The organism is Nocardia sp. NPDC060255, from assembly GCF_042727395.1.
GTDB lineage: Bacteria > Actinomycetota > Actinomycetes > Mycobacteriales > Mycobacteriaceae > Nocardia.
This window is the reverse complement of sequence record NZ_JBHXAU010000022.1, coordinates 105590-126632: the sequence shown is the minus strand read 5'-3', so window position 1 is coordinate 126632 and position 21043 is coordinate 105590. Positions and strand designations below refer to the sequence as shown.

Below are 21043 nucleotides of genomic sequence, written 5' to 3'. Positions count from 1 at the left end.
GTGTTTTCACGGTACCGGGTTCAGGTGACGCGAGCCGACCTAGCGGGTGGCCCTGGGATTGCCCGCGATCGGAACTCCGGTGCGCCTGGCCTGGGCGAGCGAGGCAGGCGAGTCGGCGCTGCGCGCGGCGGTTTGCGGTATGGCGGGCGGCATTTCGGCCGTCGGCCGCGGCCGATAGTCCGCGAGCGTCGCGGTGCCCCACACGTAGGGATCCGCTTGGGCGCTGCCGAATGGTGACCAGGCGAGACGGCTTTGGCCGGTCTTGTCGTCGGTGTCGGAATCGTAGACAAGGATGTTCATCGCGAACCTGGCGGGATCGACCGGTGCGGGTAGCGCGGTGAGCGGGATCCTCACTTCGACCGAGTAGCCGCGGTACGGCTCGGTGACGTTCGCGGCCACCTGCATTCCGGGCGGCGTCGCGCCCTGCTGGTTATCGGCGTCGCGCTCGGCCGCTGGGCCGGTTTGGGTGTACGGCAGGATGCCGGTTTTGAAAGTGGTTGAGGTGTCGTCGGATTCGCCGTGCGGATCGAGGGCGATCTCGACCGAGTCGGTGCGCCAATGCCTTTTGATGTCGTCGGCCGCCAGTTCGGCCCCTTTTCGATCGTCGGTCACGTTGACCAGCACGTAGAGGTCGTCGTCGTGCCTGGCCAGCTTCGCGGTCGCCGAGCAACTACCACCGCCCTGCCAAACCGCAAGCGGCAGTTCAGGTCCCGGGTACTCCCCCGGCCCCTCGATGCCGTTCAGGACCGGCGCGGTCGCAACGGCCGGGATCGTGGTGGTCGGGTTCGGCGGATAGTCAGGCTGCACCCGGTTGGCCAACCAGGGCAAACCGGTCCGGTCGGCCCAGTCGGCGAACTCGGCGAACAGCGGTTTCAGTCCCGTTTGCCGCTGCACCGGCACCTCGACGTACCGGCCGTCTTCGGCCAGCACGGTGAACCAGTCCGAACCGAGCTGCTGCGGATCCGTCGGCAGCTGTGCGGGCTTCGCCGCGAAACCCTGTGTCAGATATAGGCGAGTCGCGTCGCGCCCGGCCTGTGCCCAGGTCGTGCCGTATCGGCGCGAGCGGACACCGGACCACACGCCCATGACCGGCAGCCCAGAGCTCGGATCGGTGCGCCGTTGTCCGGCTGCGTCCGGTCCGAGCAATGAGTCGAACCCGTAGTTCTGGGCAAGGAGCCGGGTGGGGTGCCACAGTGCCAGCCCCTCGTCGGCGATCTGCTCCGGGTATGCGTGCGGGTCACCGGCCAGCCGGAACGCCTCGATGCCGAGGCGCGCCGAAAGCTGGTGGCCACCATGCTGATTGAACGGTCGAGGATCCATCACCACGATCGTGTGCGGGGTGGTCAGGCGGACCAGACGCACCACCCGGGCCAACGTGTCCTGCTCGTCCCAGATGCGCGCGGTCAGCGGCGCGGACAGGGTGTACCAGAAGTCCGGCTTGTCGAGATAGTAGATGTTCTCGATACCGACGAGGCCGGTCGCTTTCCGTTCCTCGGTTTCGCGAATCAGACCCAACTCGGGCCCTTCCGCCAGACCCACCGCATTGCCGCCGCCCTCGCCACGCGTGACGGTGACGACGCCGGTGGTCCACCCCAGATCTTCGTGCCACTGGCCGAAGGTCGCGAGGTTGCTCGATTCATCGTCCGGATGCGCGCCGACGAACAACACGTCGGTATGTGCGGGATCCCGCGGTGCATTCCGGCTCTTACTGTCCGAAGAACAATCCGCGAGCACCAAGGTCGCGGCCAGGGCCGAGGCAAGAACAGCACGGCGACTCAGCTTGGTCTCGACCCCTGCGCCCGCCATCCGCTACCTCCAGCCGTTACCCACCTCGAGTGCCCGTCGAATCACAACACATCGCCAGTCGCGTCCTGCACAGCGGTAATGGTTTCGGCCCATTCAGCGCGGGTCAGCGTGGGCGTACAGGGGTCGAACCGAGTGGCAGCGCAACGCCGCCACTACGCCGTGCCGGCCCCGGAACAACAAGTTGCCTTCATCGGCGCGCTAGAGCGGATGGCGTAGTGGATCAGCAAGGGTGTGTCCGAAGCGGAGAAGCTGATTCGACGCGTCGAGGTTCAGAAAACGCGCAGCGGCGCAGTCGAATACAACGTCAACCGATAACGATCAAGCGACACAACTGGCGACAAGTGGGGATTTTGTCAGGGTCACGGACGCCTGTCACGCTGTACGTAATCTACTCGGCTCCAATGGTTTTGACGGGAGCACGGCTATGTCACGACGTCCACGACGACTGATCCGCCGACTAATGATCTTCTCGGCGACAGCCGCTTTGCTGGTAGGCATAGCCGCGGTACCTGCCAGTGCCTTGCCTGCGAACGGCGAGGACACAAGCACGTCCGGCTGCTTCCACCGCGTGAACGCAACAGCGGAAAAGCTGCTGCCCTGTATCCGGGCGACAGACCTCGAGCGGCACATGCGGGCCTTCCAGGCGATCGCCGATGCCCATCCAGGTCCCGACGGCCACCCGTCCCGTAACTCTGGCGAGCCGGGTTACAAGGCGTCGGTGGATTACGTAGCCAAGGTCATGCGTGACAACGGTTACGACGTCACGATCCAGAAATACAAATTCTTCTACTTCGCCTTCAAGGGTGTGCCGAAGTTCAGCGAAACGTCCCCGACGCCACACGATTACACCGTCGTCTCCGACTGGAATCCCGGCCAGGCCGCGGGGACCGCAACCGCCCCGTTGCAGGCGGCGGGCGGAATCGTCATCCCGCCGACCCCGACCCCCAGCTCGAGCAGCGGCTGCACCGCAGCCGACTTCGCAGGCTTCGTGCCGGGCCATATCGCGCTGATCCAGCGCGGCAGCTGCTCCTACGGCGTCAAGGTTCTGAATGCCCAAGCCGCCGGCGCCGCCGCAGTGATCGTCTTCAATGAAGGGAACCCTGGACGTACCGACGTCATCAGCGGCAGCCTGGTGGGTGCCGACGGCAACCGGATCGTGCCGAAGATCCCGGTCGCGTTCACGTCGTTCGCGACAGGCAGCGATCTGCTCAACCAGGTCAACGCGGGCGGGTCCGCGGTGCCGACGATGACAGTCGACGTGCAGGCGACGGTCAACCCGGACGCCGATGACTACAACCTCATCGCCGACTCCAAGTACGGCGACCCGAACCACACCGTCGTCGTCGACGCGCATCTGGATGCCATATACGGCGCAGGCATGCTCGACAATGCTTCCGGTTCCGCGACAATCCTGAACACAGCCCAGCTGCTACACAAGGTCAAGCCACACAACAAGTTGCGGTTCATCTGGTTCGGCGGCGAGGAGCTCGGTCTGCTCGGTTCGTCGTTCTACGTCAACAACCTCAGTCCAGCCGAGCTCGCCAAGATCGGATACGACCTGGACGCGGACGTGACCGCGACACCCAACTACGACGTCGGCGTGCTCGACCCGGCCGGGGTAGACCTGTTCGGCCGCACCGTCACGACGCAGTTCCCGCCGAACGTATACAAACCGTCCCAGATTGCCAGGGACCTAGGTATCAACTACTTCAACTCGATCGGCAAGAACCACATCCTGTTCTCCCCGGTCGGCACCGACGCCTTCAGCTTCAACCAGGTCGGCATCCCGGCAAGCGGCGTCCTCACCGGGCAGGACTGCTGCAAGTTGCCATCAGACGTCGCCCTGTTCGGCGGGTCGACCGGCAACTTCGAGGGCAAAGTCCCCGGTACCGACGGCGGCTGCGTCGACAACCCGTTCCGCTGGTGCGACAACTTCAGTAACAATGATTTCGCCGTAATGGAGTTCATGTCCCGGGGCTTCGGCAACATGGTGATCAACATGGCCATGGCAGACAAGCTCCCCACCATCCAGGCAGCCCCCCGTGCGGCATCCGGCCCACATGCCACCACTGGCAGCAAAACCGCCCCCGCCAGCTGACCGAAGTATGTTTCATATGTTTTCTAGTCCGTAGACTCGGTCCTGACCAGCAGTTTCAGGAAATCGCGGTTGATGAACAGCCGGTCGCGGCCGACCTTCCTGTCCTGAAGCAGGCCTGCTGTCACAAGGTCTTGCAGCCATGCGGTCGCAGTCGGTCGTGAAACACCACAGCGCTCAACCACGGTCTTGATCCGACAGTAGGGCTGCTCGAACAGGATCGACTGCAACTCCGAGTTGGAACCACCCTTCGAGGCTTCACGGGCCCGCTGGTTGAACTCGTCCTGCAACGAGCGGATCGCATCAATCTTCCGCAGAGTCGCGCGCGACGTCCGCTACCTCCCTCGGGTGATCGCTCGATACGGGGCATGACGGGATGTTCGCGCGGGACGTCTGGGTTGCGATCAGGTTGCCTGTGCGGTGAGCGCTCGTGTCCAGAACTCAATCACGGCCTCGACGCAGTCTTCGATCGTGCGGCCGACAAGTGGCTCAAGAACGACTCCGTGGATCTGCGCCTCGACAGCTTGCACGACCAGCACCGCTGTCAGCGCCGGATCGGCTCCGCCGAAGCCGAGACGGCTCAGGTGAAAGGCAACCTCGTCCGCCAGAAGTTGTTCGAACTGCTTCAGCATGTCGGTGCTCGCAAGGGTACGGGGTGCCTGTTCGTAGAGCAGGCGATGCATGTGCGGCTGGGCAGTGTGCAGACGGGCGACCGCGGTGATCAGCCGCCGGACGGTTTCGGCCAGAGACGGCTGCTCACTGCGTAATTGGACTGCTTCGGACAACAGATCTGCTGCGCCGTTACGGAGGTGACGTTCAGCGAGCGCGTAGAGCAGCGCGTCCTTGTTCGGTACGTAGTGGTAGAGCGTCCCGATGGATACCCCGGCCAGTTCGGCGACCTTGTTGGTGGTGGTCGCGGCGTAGCCGTGCTGTTGGAAAAGTCGAGCAGCCGCGTCGAGGATCGCGTCGAAGGTGAACTCTGATCGCTGCTGGCGCGGGGTTTTGCGTGGGGTCGACATGGTCTCCCGAAACCGAGTTGTAAAAACCGAGGTTTACTCGAATCATTGTGGCATGCACGCCTCTTACCTGGGTTTTCTTCCCGATGATCTCCGTCCCGAGCCGACGTCCCGACCCGAATCGACTTGGTGGCGGTGGCGCGGCGCACGCATCCACATCGAGCGAGTGACCCGGCCGGACGCGCCGGCGCGCATGCTGCTGGTGCACGGCGGCGGCGGGCATGCAGCGGTGATGTGGCCGTTCGCGGTCCTGGCGGCGCGATTGGGCTTCGAGGTACTGATACCCGATCTGCCGGGGTATGGCCGTACTGAGGTGGGATCGGCAGCGGCGGTGCGTTATTCGGATTGGGTCGACTGTGTCGCCGATCTAGTGCGGGCCGAGAAGGCGGTTGATCCGCGCCCGCTGGTCGTGTTCGGAGCCAGCATGGGCGGCATGCTCGCCTACGAGGCCGCAGCTCGCACCGGTATGGCTGACGCGATCGCGGTCACGTGCCTGCTCGACCCACGCTCACCACAAGCCCGTCGAGCCATCGGCCGATACCGTTGGCTCGGAACCATCGGCGCACCGCTGTTCTTTCCGCTGCTCGACCGGATCCGCGTGCCGATGCGATTGGTGGCCAACATGACTGCGATGTCCAACCTGCCCGCTCTCACCGCCACCGTCATCGCCGATCGGCGAGGCGGGGGTGTATGGATACCGCTCGGTTTCCTGCGCACCTACCTGCGCTCAGCGCCGCTGGTCGAGCCGGAGGATTTCACCGCCTGCCCCGTGTGGCTGCTCCACCCGGGCGCCGACCGCTGGACGCCGCTACCGGTCAGCCAGGGGTTCTTCGACCGAATCGCCGCACCGAAACATCTTCTCGTTCTCGAAGAAGCAGGCCACTACCCGATCGAAGACCCCGGAATCCGCCAACTGGTAATGGCGCTGGCGGATATTCAACACCAGGTTGCCATCATCAGATGACTGTCCGGCGATGCGGGCTACGACCACACCACGACACCAACTTCGTGTCATCGGCATTACCGGGCAGTCGGACTACCACACCGCAAGCTGATCGCCAGAAGGAATGCGACCAACAGGGCCGGGGGAGCAGCCGATCTGCCAGCGAAGAGTGCGGAATCTCAGAACCGTGGTGGATCCGCCACGTCACCGCCAACCATTCTGAGATTCCGCCACGAGTTCTGAGCCTCGATCCACCGATGATCGGCTGGTAGCCGGGTGTCGTTGTCGAAAAAGTGCCCTCTGAACCGGAATGATTGCTGTTGTCTAGGCAACAATCATGCAGTTTGAGAGGACACTTCGGGTGCAAGTTTCGCATAAGTTCGCCGCGGGGTCGGCGATGTTCGATGATGAGAATCTCGTGTCGCTGGCTGGTCTTGTGCCGGTGATGGGGTTGGCCGAGCAGACCGGGCTGGGTGAGCTGCTGGCGCAGAAGGTGTCGATCGTCGCGCCGCGGATCAAGTCCGGCTCGGCGAACCCGGGCCCGAAGCTGGCGAGGCTGGTTGCGGGGATGTGCGCGGGCGCGGACAGCATCGATGATGTCGATGTGCTGCGCAGCGGCGGGTTGAGCACGGTCTTCGATCGGGTGTATGCGCCCTCGACGATCGGAACTCTGTTGCGGGAGTTCAGTTTCGGGCATGCTCGCCAGTTGGAAGCGGTGTTACGGACGCACCTGTCACGGTTGTGTGCTCAAGTCGATCTGCTGCCCGGTTCGGGCGAGCGGGCGTTCATCGACATCGACTCACTGCTGCGGCCGGTGTAGGGGTATGCCAAGCAGGGTGCCTCTTATGGGTTCACCAAGATTGCCGGTAAACAGATTCTGCGCAAAGGGCTTTCGCCGTTGGCGACGACCATCAGCACCGAAACCGCTGCGCCGGGGATCGCCGGGATGCGGTTGCGGGCCGGTAAGGCCGGCTCGGCGAGAGGCGCTGCCCGCATGCTCGCTCAAGCGGTCGCGACCGCCCGCGCGGCGGGAGTGACCGGTGAGGTCCTGGTCCGTGGCGATTCGGCCTATGGTGGCCGGGCCGTGATCGGAGCCTGCCGCCGCGCCGGGTGCGGTTCTCACTGGTGCTGACCCAGAACCCGGCCGTGCGCAAGGCGATCGCGGCGATCCCGGCCGATGCGTGGACACCGGTGAAATACCCGGGTGCGGTGCGTGACCCCGATACCGGTGAGTAAATCTCCGACGCCGAAATCGCCGAAATCCCGTATACCGCTTTCGCTTCCAAACCCGACAAGGTCACCGCACGGCTGATCGTGCGCCGTGTCAAAGACGCCGCGCGCCAGGACGAACTGTTCCCTGTCTGGCGGTATCACCCCTTCTTCACCGACTCGGCCGAACCCACAGTCGCCGCCGACCTCACCCACCGCCGTAGCGCCGTCATCGAGACCGTGTTCGCCAACCTGATCGACGGCCCACTGGCACACATGCCATCTGGACGCTTCGGCGCGAACTCCGTCTGGGTGCTGTGCGCGGCGATCGCGCACAACCTGCTGCGCGCGGCCGGTGCCCTCGCAGACCCGCACCTGAGCAAAGCCCGCGGAACCACACTGCGACGCAAGATAATCGCCGTTCCCGCCGGCGTGGCCCGCCCGCAACGAAAGCCCGTCCTGCACTTGCCCGCTCACTGGCCCTGGGCCAGCGCCTGGCAGCAGCTATGGCAGGCCACCACCACCGCCACACTCTCCACCGCCTGAACACCCGCAAACCGCCCTACGACCAGGAACAACAGTGGGAAGGCTGGACAGACCAGCCGCTACCCCCAGCCCAGAAACCCCGCGCTCCGCGCGCCACAGGCGCGCAGACCACCCGGCAACCTCATCGGTGGATCGAGGCTTAGGCAATGGCACGAGGCAGGATCAGCAGGCTGGTCACCCGCTCAGCGATAACAGGCGTTAACAGATTGCAGGCTCAATAAGGACAGTTCAGACCTCAGATCTGGATTTATATCTGCAGGTCAAGCACATTTGGACGCTCCAACATCGCCGTAGATCCGGAACAGCCAAGTCCGTCGTGGCGCAGTGCGCATGCCCATGCGCACTTACCAGTCTGGCCCTGTAGCAGTAGCTTCGGGCATGTAGCGAGACAACTTCTCGCTCGGGCCGTCGAAAAGGAGGAGCCTGATGTCCCACACCGTCAGAGTTCTGTTGATACTAGTTGCCACGCTGTCCGGCGCACTCGTCGGAATTATCGCCGGAATCCTCACCGTTGTCGATGGCGGATCTCTACCATCCGCGCTCTTCCACGGCGCGGCTGGGTGTGCCGGAGCGACAGTCTTCGCGTTTGCGGTCATCAAGTTCTGGCTCGGACTTCGCCAGTGACCGGGAACGGGAACCGCCTTGTGTCGCGCCGCGAGATCGCCGAGTTGGCGGGCATCAACAAGGCGCTTCTCTCGGTGTGGAAGAAGCGTCATGCTGGCTTCCCTCGCCCGCGGACAACGGCGGAAGGCGACTTCTTCGCGCTTGCTGAAATGATCAAGTGGCTGAAGGCCCGCCGGATCCCCGATGACAGGCTCCTGCCGACCGAGAGAAGCGGTTGCACGTACGCCGATCGGATTACCCGGAGATTGACGCAACGGAACAACGCCCGCCAGAGCACAGCAGCCAATGAGGGGCGCAAGGTGGGATCCGGCCAATCCGATGCCCTCGCTGAGCTATTTGGCCCCTTAGCCCAGCGGGTGTGCGGTTCTGGACCGCAGGCGGACTATCTGCATTTGCTGTTGTGCACCGTTTTCGTCAGGGATCGCGCTCGCGATCAGTGGGCGAGAGTAACCGATCTCGCTACGGATGCGGTTGTGCATCAGCGAGACCCGGCCACACTGCTTGACTCCATAGGGGCAGTCGTGGACGCTGTGCTGCGCGAACATGGCGTGCTGCCGGGCGTCAGGCCAGTCTTCTCACGACTGCGACCGGAAGCGGCCGAGGACGTCATCCAAGTCCTGCGAATGTGTCAAGAATTGGACCGCAACTCATTTCAAGCGATATTCGATCGCTTTGCGGAGTGGGGCTCCCGCGACAGCACTGAGTACTACACTCCTCGTGGCGTCGTGCATCTTGTGACCGAGGTCCTTCTCCACGACGCGCCGACCCCCGTACGGTGCCACGATCCGTATCTTCGTTTCGGCGAGTTCCTTGCGGGGGCAGCCGCCACCAAAGCGGTAGAGGCGACGGGGTACGGCCGACACCCGGAGCAGCTTCGCTTGGCGGCGATGAACGTCGCTGTTCATGGCGCAGAGGTCGCGGAACTGCTTCCAGGCGATGCCCTGTCCTCAGAGGATCTCGCGGAGCAGCCGGTGTCCGCTGACATCGTCATGATGAACCCGCCCTTCAACCAGAAGACTTCCGGCGACTGGCTGCCACCTGAGGGAGGGTGGCCCTTCGGGGCGCCTCCAAAGAAGAATAGCAACTACGTTTGGCTTCAACATGCATTCTCCTCGCTACGCACTGGCGGTAACGCGGCGGTCATTATGCCAAATCAGGCAGGGGTGTCGGAAGATAAGGATGAACTTGCAATTCGTACGGCAATGATCGAGAAGGGCGTCGTAAATTGTGTTATCGCGCTACCTGCCGGACTGTTTGCCAAAACGTCTGTACCAGTGAGCATTTGGTTCCTTACACGGACAGAAAAGGCAAAGGACTCCGTCCTTCTGATCGATGCCCGCGCAGCGGGCGAAAAGGTACGAGGCAGGCGCCGACTGAGCAAGCAGGACATGCAGTCCGTAGTCGAATGCGCCCTGAAATGGCAGGCTGGTGTCGAACCTCTCCCGACGGCCCTAGATAAGGGAAGTTCCGCTGTTGCGGTCGATATCGCCGAGATCAGATGTCTCGAATACTCACTGAATCCCGCCGACTATGGTTCGAACACGAGGACTTCCGCTGGCGAAAATGCGGTGCACCTGAGCACCCTCTGCGACATCCAAGCCGGCCCTTCGAATGACATCATCAAGAAACTTGACTTCGTGCAGGACGGTGTCCCCATCGTCGATCCGGCCCAACTGGAGGACCGCAGAATTACAGGTGAGCCGACGAGGCGAGTCACACCCGAAGCGGCTGACAGGCTAGGAAAATACCAACTAAAGGGCGATGACCTCCTCTGTGTCAGGACCGGAACCCTCGGCCCCTGCGCACTTGCCGATCACAGTAATGAAGGAATGATTGTTGGGACAGGATTACTTAGGTTGCGCGTGCTCGACCGAAGTGTGCTGGACCCAGGGTTTTTAGTTGCTTTCCTCTCGCTTCCTTCAACCAAAGCTTGGATTGAGAACAGAGCCGCGGGGACCACGATTCCGTCTATCAGTTCAACCAACATGGGCAAGCTGTTCGTCCCCATGCCGCCCTTGGACGAACAGCAACGTATCGGCGCCGAACTGGCCGTCGCCGATGCGGGCATCGCAGCTCTCCGCAAGCAAGTCAAAATCGCGAACGAGAAGCGGACTAACACCGCAATCGCCCTGTTCAGGCCGCAGAGGTCTTGATCGTCGCTGCGAAGGGGATCCGGGGGCGGGCTGCGGGACCAGCGAACCTGGGAGGGGCGCGGCCTCGGGACCGGCGCGCTTGGGAGGGGGTCCGGGCACGAAGCAACGCCGGGCGGGGTGTGGGGGCTTCGCCCCCACAAAACACGCGGAACCGAAAAAGGCTCGCGCTCTTTGCGAGCACGAGCCTTCTATTCGGTGGAGCTGCCGGGAAACGAACCCGGATCAGACCCCTTGCCAGAGGTTTGATCCGGGTTCTACCTGCGAAAACACATCACTGTGAGTCACGGTGAATCACCCACTTTTCCGGCCGATTGTGCCCAAAATGTGCCCACCCACACCGTGCGAAATCGCCTTCAGGGCGGACGACATACCGCCCATCACGCGCCATTCGGCTGTACCGGATCTTCAGCCGAGGTATGGCGCGGATCGCCCCTCAAGGTAGTGGGTCAGCCTGAGTCGCTGCGTGTGGTGCATGTCGAGGCTGTCCAGCTCGGCGGGGGCTACGAACCGTAGTTCAGTGGACTCATCGGAGATAGCGAGGTCGCCCCCGGTGACACGGGCCAGGAAGCACACGTTGAACTGGCGTCGAACTTCGCCGTCGCTGTAGGCGATTATGTGACGGGGATCGGTGTAAGTGCCTACGAGCCCGGTGATTTCGATGTCGAGACCGGTCTCTTCCTTGACCTCTCGTACCGCGCAGCCGGGGAGGCTATCGGTCATCTCCATGCCGCCGCCAGGAAGTGCCCATAGGCCACTGTCGGCGCGCCGTTGAAGCAGGATGCGGCCCATGTCGTCGCACACCACAGCGGAAGCCGCGACGACGAGACTGTTCGGCTCTGGTGCGGCTGGGTCGTCGTAGAACTCGGTGCGCGCCATCGGCTCAGCCTTCGACCGGTCGGGCCGTCTGCCAGACCGCGTTGAAACTGTCGGTGTAGGTGTCGAACAGGCCACCGTCGAGGGTACGACGCAGATGCCAGACGGGAGCACCGTAGGCGTTCACACCCCACACATGAGCAGTGACCAACATTTCCTCGTCGGCGCGGAAGATGCCGTTGTAGAGCGTCGTGGCGTGGGTCCGCAGCTCGATACCCGGCGTTGATTGCACTGCCCGATAGTGCATCAGGGCCAGACGGCAGCGGGATTCGATGCCGTGCCCGAATTTCGCTTCCCTGCCCCGTTGTTGGACGTTGGCGCTGTCGGCGTCACCCACGGCTATCCGTATCGGGCAACCCCCTCGGCCCGTTCGATCAGCAGATCGTTGAGCCGTGGGTACGCCTTCGTGGAGGAAGACGGCAGCGTAGACCAGGACGTCGATGTGGTCACGCCGCTGTCGTGAACAGGTTGACGAATGTCGATGCCGGGGAGGCTGAGGTGACGACTAGGCGGAGGGGCGGGGAACGTAAATCGCATCAGCTGGCACACCAGCCCTGCGGTCATTCACTGAGCGAGCGGACCGGAATGAAGGCTGCGAGTTCACAAGGGTCCCGGTGCATGTCGTACTCGCGCAGCAGGGCAATATACCGAGGCTTATCGAGCTCCCAATCGTACTGTTCCAACACCTCACCGTCCTGAGCGGCGAAAAACACGAGGTCAGCGAGAAGGCGAGTCGTCCGGCCGTTACCGTCCGTGAATGGGTGAATCCTGACCGTCTCAGCGTGCGCCGCGATGCCAAGCTGGTGTGCGGTCCAATCGTTCGTATGCTGCCAACGGTAACGGATGGTTTCCAGCGAGCCGTGGAGCTCAACAGCGATCTGCTCTGGCGCAACACCAATGTTTAACTCACGCATGCGGAACTTCCCTGCCCAAGCCCAAATGTCGCCATAGAGCCGACCATGAAGGTCGCGCAGAAAATAGTCGCTCAACATCTCGTCCAAAGTCAGCGTTTCATCGAGCACTGCGGTCAGCAGGATCTCACTGGCTTGTACCTGTATGGCCTGCTCGAGGTCGTAAACAGCGGCCTTGATGACCGGCTCTCCGAGCAATTCCCGGATGTTTGGGAGCAGCGCATCTGCCTCGTCGGCGGAGACCGGTGTCTCGCCATAGCCCGACGTCAGGGACATCAGACCTGCGATCGCCGCTTCACCAAGAAGCTCTCGACCCGTGCTGACCGCGTGTAACCAGCGGGCACAACTCGGTTCTCAAGCTGCGCGGAGGCCTTGGTCGATCGGACAACGACCCGCTTGACGGCCTCTTTGGACACCACACGACGCTCCACGACTCACACCTCTTATCCATTTCGTGTTCTGCACTCTGATGCTACCGATCGAACGCCGACAGGAGGATCCTGCGGTATCAGTCTGACATCGAGTTAGCAGACCTGCGATCATTCCACCGCCAAGCCCACCAGCGACATCACATTCAGCTGCGCGAGCGACTCGATGAGAATCGACCCGAGATCCATCCAAGCCCGCAGGTCAAACGCCCATTCCACAGGCTAGATCCGCCTCGCCCGGAATCAGGAAAACCCGCAGGTCGTTGACCTGCGGGTTCTCATGCAGTGGAGCTGCCGGGAATCGAACCCGGGTCCTCTGCCGTGTTTCCAGGGCTTCTCCGTGTGCAGTTCGCTGTGTCTCTACTTGGATCTCTGGGTCTCGCGAACAAGCTCAGATGACGATCCCAGTCGCTGTTTGATGTTCCAATCTGGTCCGCGACCGGCCAGAACGGTAAGTCCCGCTAGCTGATGCCAGGACCCGGGTCGAGGGACGAACCCGGACTGACAGACTTGCTCTGCTACTTAGGCAGCGAGAGCGAAGTCGCGCTGATTGGAATCGGCGCTTAATTGGTTGCGATGACGCTTACGGTGGTCTCTCGCCTGCACCGACACGCTTCCCCTGAATCTACGTACAAAGTCGAAACCGTTCAGCCCCGTACGTCCCGGCACCTTGCCGGGCTGTTCATGTTAACACCGGCCACAGACCGGTTCTTCCCATTATTCGGCGGGTGTCCTCACGCCGCGGCGATGAGCCCGACGGCGACGAGGGCGAGCACCATGCCGACCTGCTGCTGCCTGCCGACGCGTTCGCCGAGCAGCACCATGGCGAGCAGGACGGTGGCGGCGGGGTAGAGCGAGCCGATCACGCTGACCAGGGAGAGCAGCGAGCCGTGGAACGCGTGCAGCAGCGCGATGTTGGCGATCACGTCGAGCACGCCGATGTAGCAGGCCAGGCGCAACGGCTCACCGCGCAACCGCTTGAACTGCCTGGCCGACAACGCGGTCACCCACACCACGCCCGTGGCGGCGGACCGCTGCGCGAGCAGTGGCCACAGCCCGGATGACGCGGCGGTCTGATGCAGGAAGACGAACATGAAGCCGAATGCGAGTCCGGATCCGACGGTCAGCAGGGCGACCTTCTTGGTGAACCGCAACTCGCGCCCGCCGGTGATCTCCTCGGTGACGGCGTCCGGCGATTCCCGGCTGACCAGCAGGACGGCGACCAACGCGAACGCGATACCGATGAAGGCGAGCAGCCCGGGTCGCTCCCCGATCACCAGCCCGACCAACACCGGAACACCCGCCACCAGCACTGCGGTCAGTGGCGAGACGACCGCCATGGGCCCGCTGGCGAGCGCGGCATAGAACCACCAGACCGCGACACCGCTGGCAACGCCCGCCGCCAGACCCCACCCGATCGATGCGGCATCGGGCGTCCCGTCGACGAACGGCAGAAGCAGCAGCACCAGCAGGACCGAGAACGGATACGAGTAGATGACGACCCGCAGCGCCGTCACCTTCCGGGCCGCGACACCGCCGTAGAAGTCGCTCACGCCGTAGCCGAGGGCGGCCAGCAGAGCGAGCAGGACCGCGGTCAGCGCATGCCTTTGATCTTCCGCCCTAGCTCACGAGTGACCTCGCGCTCGGCGTCCCGCTTCGCCAGATCCTGCCGCTTGTCGTAGTCCTGCTTGCCCTTGGCGAGCGCCAGTTCGACCTTGACCTTGCCGTCGGAGAAGTACATGGACAGCGGGACCAGCGTCTGGTTGCCCTCGCGGGACTTGCCGACCAGGCGGTCGATCTCCCGCTTGTGCAACAACAGCTTCCGGATCCGGCGCGGCGAATGGTTGGTCCAGGTGCCGTGGCTGAACTCCGGGATGTGCAGCCCACGCAGCCACACCTCGCCGTTGTCGACCGTCGCGAACGCGTCGACCAACGAGGCCTTGCCCTCACGCAGGCTCTTGACCTCGGTGCCGACCAGCGCGATCCCGGCCTCGTAGACGTCCAGGATCGTGTAGTTGTGCCGCGCCCGGCGGTTGGTCGCGATGACCTTGCGCCCCTGTTCCTTCATAATGATCAACCTTAAGTGACGCGGCAACGGGATTATTCCCAGGTTGTGGCGCGGCACCTGCGGTACTAGCCACCTGGACGCAGGGTGACCCAGAGGGTGAGCAGGGCGATGAAGGCGGCGACGAGCAATACCGTGGAGAATCGGGGTCTGCCGGGGCGTGGGGGCGGGCGATGCCGCAGCCACACACTCTCGACGGTCGGGTCGATCCCCCTGCGGGTGTTCGGCGGCGCGTCCGGAACATCGGTGCTTGGGGAATTGCCCGACGAGTCGCCCCCGTCGTCCGGGCCATCACCGTGAGCCATAGCGAGCACGGTAGCTCGCGTGGTCGGCGACACGCCGCAATTCCCGCGTGCCGCAACATAGTTGGTACTCAGGCGAGACGTCGGGCGAAGGCCTGGGTCGCGGCGGCGGTCGCCACGTCGACGGTGAACACGCGCAGGTCGACGGTGGTCGGGGTGAGATCCAACACCATGAAACCGAGCTCGTGATAGTTCTCGAACAGCGCGGGGTGACCGCCGCGCGGAGTGAGCGCTGGTTCGGCGGAAACGGTCTTGGCGGCGGCACCGGACACGATCTGGCGGGTGCCCTTGGATTCGACGGTCGGCTCCAATACCTGCAGCGAATGGTCGTGCCCGGACAGCAGGAACTGGCAGGCGCCCGCGACGTGGTCCTCGATGAGGTGCTTCACGTGGATGCCGTTGATCGGATCGATGGGCAGGTTCTCGTAGTGTCCCGCGTCGCCGTGCGGACCATTGTTGAGGTACGGCTGGTGGGTGCAGGCGATCTTCCAGGTGGCGGTGGATCCGGCGATGGCCCGGTCGAGCCAGGCGCGCTGCTCGTTCATGAACTGCCCGTCGACCGACCAGTACGGCGAAAGGATCGGCGGGATATAGGCGGCGAGCGGGTTGACGTCGAGGACGAAGAACTCGACAACGGGGTTCTGCTCCGGCACCCGGACCGAGTAGTACCGGCTCGGCATCCACCAGCGCGGCGAGTTCGCGTGATATTCGACCTCGTGGTTGCCGCGCGCCAGCCAGGCACCGTCACCGGGGAAGACGGAACTGGTGTCGTGGTTGCCGAGCACCATCAACCACGGGAAATCCAGTCCGGCATTGGGGTTTTCGAACTTGTCGGCGAATTGGCGGTCGGTGCCGCTGTTCGGGCCGAGTTCGTAGATGTTGTCGCCGAGGCCGAGCGCGAGGTCGACGGGTTCGCGGCGATGAAACTCGCGCATGGCGTTGGCGACCGCCCACTGGGTGCGCGTCCCGGTGCCCGCGTCGCCGGTCACCAGCACCCGAAGCTTGCGCCCGGTCGGGAAGGGGAACTTGGTGACACCGGCCGCGACCGGCACCGCCTGTGCGGGCGAGAGGCCGACCAGCGACGCGACGCCCGCCGCGCCGGCCAGGAAGCCCCGGCGACCAAAACTGTTGTCAGGCATGCGATGTCCTCCGCAGTCCGGTGCCCCGCCCGGCGACCATCTTCGCCCATCGGGCGAGCAATGGCGATGCCGGGCGGGGTCGGATCAACTGGGGAGGACTACTTCGCGGCGACCGGCTTCTTGTTCCGATCCAGGCCGAGCGCGTCGGACATGGTGAAGAACAGGTCGGTCTGGTCGGTCAGGCCGACCACGTTGGCGGCACGCGGGCCGTAGGCGCCGACGCGCAGCTGGGTGCCGGTGTGCTCCTGCGAACCGCCCGCTTCGGCGTTGCCGTAGGAGACGCCCATCTCGGCACCGTCCTTGGTGACGACCTTGCTGGTCAGCGAGAGCGACTTGGTCTCCAGCGGCACGATCTGGCTGCTGTGCGCGTGGTCGGCGGTGACGATCACCAGGGTGTTGCCGTCGTTCTTGGCGAATTCGAGCGCGGCCTGCACGGCCTCGTCGAGGTCGACGGTCTCACCTACCTGACCACACGGGTTGGCGTTGTGGTCCTGCTTGTCGATCGAGGCGCCCTCGATCTGCAGGAAGAAGCCATCCTTGCGCGGCTTGAGCAGGTCGATCGCCTTGCGCGTCATGGTCGCCAGGTCGGGCAGGGTGGCGGCACGCTCGGGGTTGGGCTTGCAGGTCTGTGCGGGCAGGGCAAGGCCGTTCTGCACGGCGTTCTCACCGGTCCAGCGGACCGGCATGTTGCCGGGGCTGAACAGGCCGAGCACCGGCGCGTCCTGGTCCACCTTGGTGACGCCGTCGAGGCCGGCCTTGTCGGTGACGATGTTGTAGCCGCGCGTCTTGGCCTGATCGCGCAGGGCCTGACCCTGCCACTGGCCGCCGGCCGCCTTCTGGTCGAAGCTCTTCGAGCCGCCGCCGAGGGTGACATCGGCGCGCGTGTTGAGCAGCTGCTCGCTGATGGAGCCGAGGCCGCCCTTCTCCAGCGCGTTGGCCGGGCACTTCAGGGCCGTCTCCTCCGGGCCGTAACACTTACGTTCGGTGACGTGCGCGGCGAGCACGGCCGGGGTGGCATCCTGGATCTCGGCGGTGGTCACGTTGCCGGTGGCCTTGCCGTTGGCCTTCGCGATCTCCAGCAGGTTGGTCTGCGGGGCACCCTTGAGGTCGACGCCGATGGCGCCGTTGTAAGTCTTGGTTCCAGTCGCCCACGCGCTGCCGCTGGCCGCGGAATCGGTGACGTAGTCCGGCTTTCCGGTGTTCTTGTCCAGCGCGTAGTGGGTGTACTGGCCGGTGAGCGGCAGCGCGTCGATGCCCTTGAAGTAGCCGCCCGCGCCCTCAGCGACGTTGCGCGCCACGGTGATTTCGGAATCGCCCATGCCGTCACCGATCAGCAGGATGACGTTCTTGGCCTGGTTGCCGTTGAGCGAGGCGCGCAGGGCGTCGGTCCGGTCGGCGGTGGTGCGGCGGGCACCACCGTTCTCGGTCACCGTGCCTTTGGCGTTGGGGCTGAGGAGATCGCCGTTGCCCTGCTTCGTGGAATCGGACGAACCGCAGGCGGCCAGGGTCCCGACGAGAACGGCGGCGCCCAGGATGGCGCCCGCGCGGAACCGGCGGGGCATGGAACGCGACGAGACAGGGGGCATGAAAGAAAACTCCATTGTTCGTAGATACGTCGGTTGGTGGGAGCCTTGCGATCGCTTCTGAACAAAAAGGGCATAGCGGGCAACCAGGCGGTTACCGGACGATTTCCCATTAGCATGTCCGCATGGGTCAGCCAGCCGTGCGACACGCGAACACTACTGCCGCACAGCAACTTTCACCCAAAATCCGGCGCCAAACCTACCTTCTGGCCATTTGACCAGAAGGTGCAGAATGTCACTCTCCGGCTAGGACCTCCAGCACCTGCTCGCCGTACTTGGCCAGCTTGTTCTCGCCGACGCCGGTGACCGTGCCGAGCTCGGCCAGGCTGGTCGGCTTACGCGCCGCGATCTCGCGCAGCGTGGCGTCATGGAAGACGACGTAGGCGGGGACGCCCTGTTCCTTGGAGGTCGCGGCCCGCCATTCGCGCAGCCGCTCGAACACGGGCAGATCCGCCGGTGCCATGTCGGCGGCCGGGGTCTTGCCCGCCTTGGCCGCGCGCGCCGGCTTGGTCGGCCGTTCGCGTTCGCGGCGCAGCAGCACCTGGCGTCCGTCGAACAGCACCTCGTTACTCGCGTCGGTGAGCGTCAGCACGCCGTAGTCGCCGTGCACCGCCAGCAGCCCGCCGGCGAGCAATTGCCGCACCACGCCGCGCCATTCGATATCGCGCAGATCGGTGCCGATGCCGAAGACCTTCAGCTCGTGATGATCGTGCTGGAGCACCTTGGGGTTCTTCTTGCCGAGCAGGATGTCGACGATGTGGCCGGCCCCGAAGCTCTGGCCGCGTTCGCGTTTGAGCCGCAGCACGGTGGACAGCAGCTTCTGCGCGGGGACGGTGCCGTCCCAGGATTCGGCCGGGGTAAGGCAGGTATCGCAGTTGCCGCACGGCTGCTGGTCGTGCTGACCGAAGTAGTTGAGCAACTGCACGCGGCGGCAGGTCACCGTCTCGCACAGCGCGAGCATGGCGTCCAGGTGCAGCTGCAGTTGCCTGCGATGGGCGGCGTCGCCCTCCGAGGAGTCGATCATCTTGCGTTGCTGCACAACGTCGTTGAGGCCGTACACCATCCACGCCGTGGAGGGTTGGCCGTCGCGGCCCGCCCGGCCGGTCTCCTGGTAGTAACCCTCCACCGACTTCGGCAGATCGAGATGCGCGACGAAGCGCACGTCCGGCTTGTCGATGCCCATGCCGAAGGCGATGGTCGCGACCACCACCAGACCGTCCTCGCGCAGGAACCTGGTCTGGTTCTCCGCGCGGGTGCGATTGTCCAGGCCCGCGTGATACGGCACCGCACTGACGCCGTTCTCGGTGAGGAACGCCGCGGTCTTCTCCACCGAGTTGCGGGACAGGCAGTAGACGATGCCCGCGTCACCCGCGTGCTCGGTGCGGATGAATTCCAGCAGCTGGCGATCGGGCTTGTTCTTCGGCTCGATCCGGTACTGGATATTCGGCCGGTCGAAGCTCGCGACGAAGCGGCGGGCCGCGCCGAGGTCGAGGCGCTGCACGATCTCGTCGCTGGTTTTCGCGGTCGCGGTCGCCGTCAGCGCGATGCGCGGCACCTCCGGCCAGCGCTCGTGCAGCATGGACAGCGCCAGATAGTCGGGCCGGAAGTCGTGGCCCCACTGCGAGACACAGTGCGCCTCATCGATCGCGAACAGCCCCACCTTGCCGCGATCGAACAATTGGGCCGTCGTTTCCAGCCGCAGCCGCTCCGGCGCCAGGTACAGCAGGTCCAACTCCCCCGCCACGAACTGCGCCTCCACGGCGCGACGCTCGTCCGGGAACTGGGTCGAATTCAGGAAGCCCGCACGTACGCCGAGCGCGCTGAGCGCGTCCACCTGGTTCTGCATCAGTGCGATCAGCGGCGAGATCACCACCCCGACGCCGGGCCGCACCAGCGCGGGCACCTGATAACACAGCGACTTGCCACCGCCGGTCGGCATGAGCACCAGCGCGTCACCACCCGCGACCACGTGCTCCACGATCTCGCGCTGATCGCCGCGGAAGCTGTCGTAGCCGAAGACTCGGCGTAGAACCTCTTGCGCCGCACCGGATTCGGTGCCCACACCGGGATCGGTGTCGGTCGCCGTGGTCGCGAATGCATCGGTGGGAGTCACCCGGCCCATCCTACGAGCGCGCGCTCGCGGCGCTACCGCTACGTCGCCCGAATTTCCCAGCTCGGGTCTCGAGTGGTCCACATGTGGACAAAACCAGCACAGGCCGGGCGACCCGAGGCACTGACCTGCGGCGCCCGCCGGTTGGCCGAAAATCACCGTCCTGCTCGTGTCTCGAGCTGCTGTTAGGTTGGCGCACATGGCAATAGGGATGGGGAGTGATCGAACTATGGCAAGCAGAAGGGGGAATGCTCGAATTCGGGCAGTGCTCCTCACCGCTGCGGTCGCGGCCGGGATCGTCGCCGCGGCACCGACCGCGACCGCGGATCCCTTGCCGCCCATGTGTGCGGACGGGTGGCAGGCGACGACCCTGGTCGAGGGGGTGGGCAATCTGGAGAACCTCGACGCCGACGGCAACGGCGGGTTCTATGTCACCGGCATCCTCGACGGCTTCCTTGCCCATGTGGACAGCGCCGGTCGATTCGAGAAGGTGTTGACGGGGCTCGATCATCCGGCGGGCGTGCGGGTGGCCGGCCCGTACATCTACTTCGTCACCGGGGACGGGATGACGGAAGCTCCTGGCACCCTGCAGCGGTACGAGGTGGCAACCGGCGCGGTGACGGTCCTGCTCACCGGCCTGAACGGTCCGAACGGCCTGCTGCTGCTACCCGACGGTGATCTGCTTTTCACGACCATCGGCACCACCGGCCCGCCGGCCGGAATCTCGCGCTACCGGCCATCCACCGGCGAGTACACGCGCACCTGGTCCGACGTGCCGCTGTCCAACGGCATCGCGTTGGCGCCCGACGGCAAGTCCATCTATGCCGACAACCTGACCATGCGGATCTTCCGCATCCCGCTGGACGCCCCCGACAAACAGGTGGTCGTCGCCGGCATCCCGAACCTGATCTCGCTACCGGACGACATGGAGGCGACCCGCACGGACACCCTGTACGTGGCCGACCACGCGTTCGGCTCGATCAACAAGGTGAACACCGCGACCGGCGCGTCCTGCGCGATCATCACCGGCCTGATCAAGCCCGGGCCGATGCGCAATCCACCGGACGGAACCACCTCGGTCCGCATCGCCCGCGACGGCGACAGCTGGGCTTTGTACATCACCGGGATGGACGGAACCCTGCGCCGACTACGACCACCGGCGGGCATCGACCTCACGCCGGCCACACCCACCCGGTAGAAACGAAGGAGCCCGCGCGCATTCCCAACGCGGATCGGGCGG

18 protein-coding genes, 1 other RNA gene and 1 pseudogene are annotated in these 21043 nt (G+C 64.5%); 7 read left to right on the top strand and 13 right to left on the bottom strand.

Annotated elements, in window-relative coordinates; all coding sequences use genetic code 11:
* Positions 1–39: 39 nt before the first annotated feature.
* A complete protein-coding gene (locus tag ACFWF1_RS32600) occupies positions 40–1806 on the bottom strand; it encodes a sugar-binding protein (protein WP_379285312.1) in 1767 nt (588 codons plus the stop codon).
* 568 nt (positions 1807–2374) lie between these two features.
* On the opposite strand from ACFWF1_RS32600, the gene ACFWF1_RS32595 reads away from it, so the two are divergent.
* Positions 2375–3904 (top strand): M28 family peptidase, encoded by a 1530-nt coding sequence (locus ACFWF1_RS32595; RefSeq protein ID WP_379285314.1) that lies wholly within the window; start codon positions 2375–2377, stop codon positions 3902–3904.
* A 23-nt stretch (positions 3905–3927) separates the two neighbouring features.
* Here ACFWF1_RS32595 and ACFWF1_RS32590 read toward each other — a convergent pair whose 3' ends face one another.
* Both ACFWF1_RS32590 and ACFWF1_RS32585 read right to left on the bottom strand, forming a co-directional pair.
* Complete coding sequence (locus ACFWF1_RS32590; protein WP_379285316.1) at positions 3928–4191, bottom strand: hypothetical protein; 264 nt, start codon at positions 4189–4191, stop codon at positions 3928–3930.
* Positions 4192–4305: 114 nt separating this feature from the next.
* Entirely contained in the window at positions 4306–4920 is a 615-nt protein-coding gene (locus ACFWF1_RS32585) for a TetR/AcrR family transcriptional regulator (RefSeq protein WP_379285317.1), read from the bottom strand.
* 52 nt (positions 4921–4972) lie between these two features.
* On the opposite strand from ACFWF1_RS32585, the gene ACFWF1_RS32580 reads away from it, so the two are divergent.
* From ACFWF1_RS32580 to ACFWF1_RS32565, 4 genes and pseudogenes are all read left to right on the top strand, one after another.
* Positions 4973–5881, top strand: coding sequence for an alpha/beta hydrolase (locus ACFWF1_RS32580; RefSeq protein WP_379285319.1), 909 nt, complete (start codon positions 4973–4975; stop codon positions 5879–5881).
* 340 nt (positions 5882–6221) lie between these two features.
* Positions 6222–7615, top strand: a pseudogene (locus ACFWF1_RS32575) (IS1380 family transposase).
* A gap of 426 nt (positions 7616–8041) precedes the next feature.
* Positions 8042–8239: a hypothetical protein gene (locus tag ACFWF1_RS32570; protein WP_379285321.1), complete on the top strand. Its 198-nt coding sequence runs from the start codon at positions 8042–8044 to the stop codon at positions 8237–8239.
* A 20-nt stretch (positions 8240–8259) separates the two neighbouring features.
* Entirely contained in the window at positions 8260–10392 is a 2133-nt protein-coding gene (locus tag ACFWF1_RS32565) for an N-6 DNA methylase (protein WP_379285323.1), read from the top strand.
* Positions 10393–10797: 405 nt separating this feature from the next.
* Here the strand turns inward: ACFWF1_RS32565 and ACFWF1_RS32560 are convergent, their stop codons facing one another.
* Together ACFWF1_RS32560 and ACFWF1_RS32555 are read right to left on the bottom strand one after the other, a co-directional pair.
* Positions 10798–11268: an NUDIX hydrolase gene (locus ACFWF1_RS32560; protein ID WP_379285324.1), complete on the bottom strand. Its 471-nt coding sequence runs from the start codon at positions 11266–11268 to the stop codon at positions 10798–10800.
* A gap of 4 nt (positions 11269–11272) precedes the next feature.
* The gene (locus tag ACFWF1_RS32555; protein ID WP_379322247.1) at positions 11273–11497 is read right to left on the bottom strand and encodes a hypothetical protein; all 225 of its coding nucleotides are present in this window, start codon (positions 11495–11497) and stop codon (positions 11273–11275) included.
* Positions 11498–11569: 72 nt separating this feature from the next.
* On the opposite strand from ACFWF1_RS32555, the gene ACFWF1_RS32550 reads away from it, so the two are divergent.
* Positions 11570–11728 (top strand): hypothetical protein, encoded by a 159-nt coding sequence (locus tag ACFWF1_RS32550; RefSeq protein ID WP_379322246.1) that lies wholly within the window; start codon positions 11570–11572, stop codon positions 11726–11728.
* A 97-nt stretch (positions 11729–11825) separates the two neighbouring features.
* Here ACFWF1_RS32550 and ACFWF1_RS32545 read toward each other — a convergent pair whose 3' ends face one another.
* From ACFWF1_RS32545 to recQ, 8 genes are all read right to left on the bottom strand, one after another.
* Entirely contained in the window at positions 11826–12452 is a 627-nt protein-coding gene (locus tag ACFWF1_RS32545) for a Fic family protein (protein WP_379285328.1), read from the bottom strand.
* Positions 12453–12887: 435 nt separating this feature from the next.
* Positions 12888–13259: a transfer-messenger RNA gene (gene ssrA / locus ACFWF1_RS32540) on the bottom strand.
* A 79-nt stretch (positions 13260–13338) separates the two neighbouring features.
* Positions 13339–14202, bottom strand: coding sequence for an EamA family transporter (locus ACFWF1_RS32535; protein ID WP_379285729.1), 864 nt, complete (start codon positions 14200–14202; stop codon positions 13339–13341).
* Positions 14199–14672, bottom strand: coding sequence for an SsrA-binding protein SmpB (gene smpB, locus ACFWF1_RS32530; RefSeq protein WP_379285330.1), 474 nt, complete (start codon positions 14670–14672; stop codon positions 14199–14201). Before smpB ends, ACFWF1_RS32535 begins: the two co-directional genes overlap by 4 nt.
* A gap of 65 nt (positions 14673–14737) precedes the next feature.
* Entirely contained in the window at positions 14738–14974 is a 237-nt protein-coding gene (locus tag ACFWF1_RS32525) for a hypothetical protein (RefSeq protein ID WP_379285331.1), read from the bottom strand.
* A gap of 68 nt (positions 14975–15042) precedes the next feature.
* The gene (locus ACFWF1_RS32520; protein WP_379285333.1) at positions 15043–16110 is read right to left on the bottom strand and encodes a metallophosphoesterase; all 1068 of its coding nucleotides are present in this window, start codon (positions 16108–16110) and stop codon (positions 15043–15045) included.
* Positions 16111–16208: 98 nt separating this feature from the next.
* Positions 16209–17696 (bottom strand): alkaline phosphatase, encoded by a 1488-nt coding sequence (gene phoA / locus ACFWF1_RS32515; protein WP_379285335.1) that lies wholly within the window; start codon positions 17694–17696, stop codon positions 16209–16211.
* A 232-nt stretch (positions 17697–17928) separates the two neighbouring features.
* Positions 17929–19815 (bottom strand): DNA helicase RecQ, encoded by a 1887-nt coding sequence (recQ, locus tag ACFWF1_RS32510; protein ID WP_379322245.1) that lies wholly within the window; start codon positions 19813–19815, stop codon positions 17929–17931.
* Between the two features lie 253 nt (positions 19816–20068).
* On the opposite strand from recQ, the gene ACFWF1_RS32505 reads away from it, so the two are divergent.
* Positions 20069–21001: an SMP-30/gluconolactonase/LRE family protein gene (locus ACFWF1_RS32505; RefSeq protein ID WP_379285339.1), complete on the top strand. Its 933-nt coding sequence runs from the start codon at positions 20069–20071 to the stop codon at positions 20999–21001.
* Positions 21002–21043 lie beyond the last annotated feature (42 nt).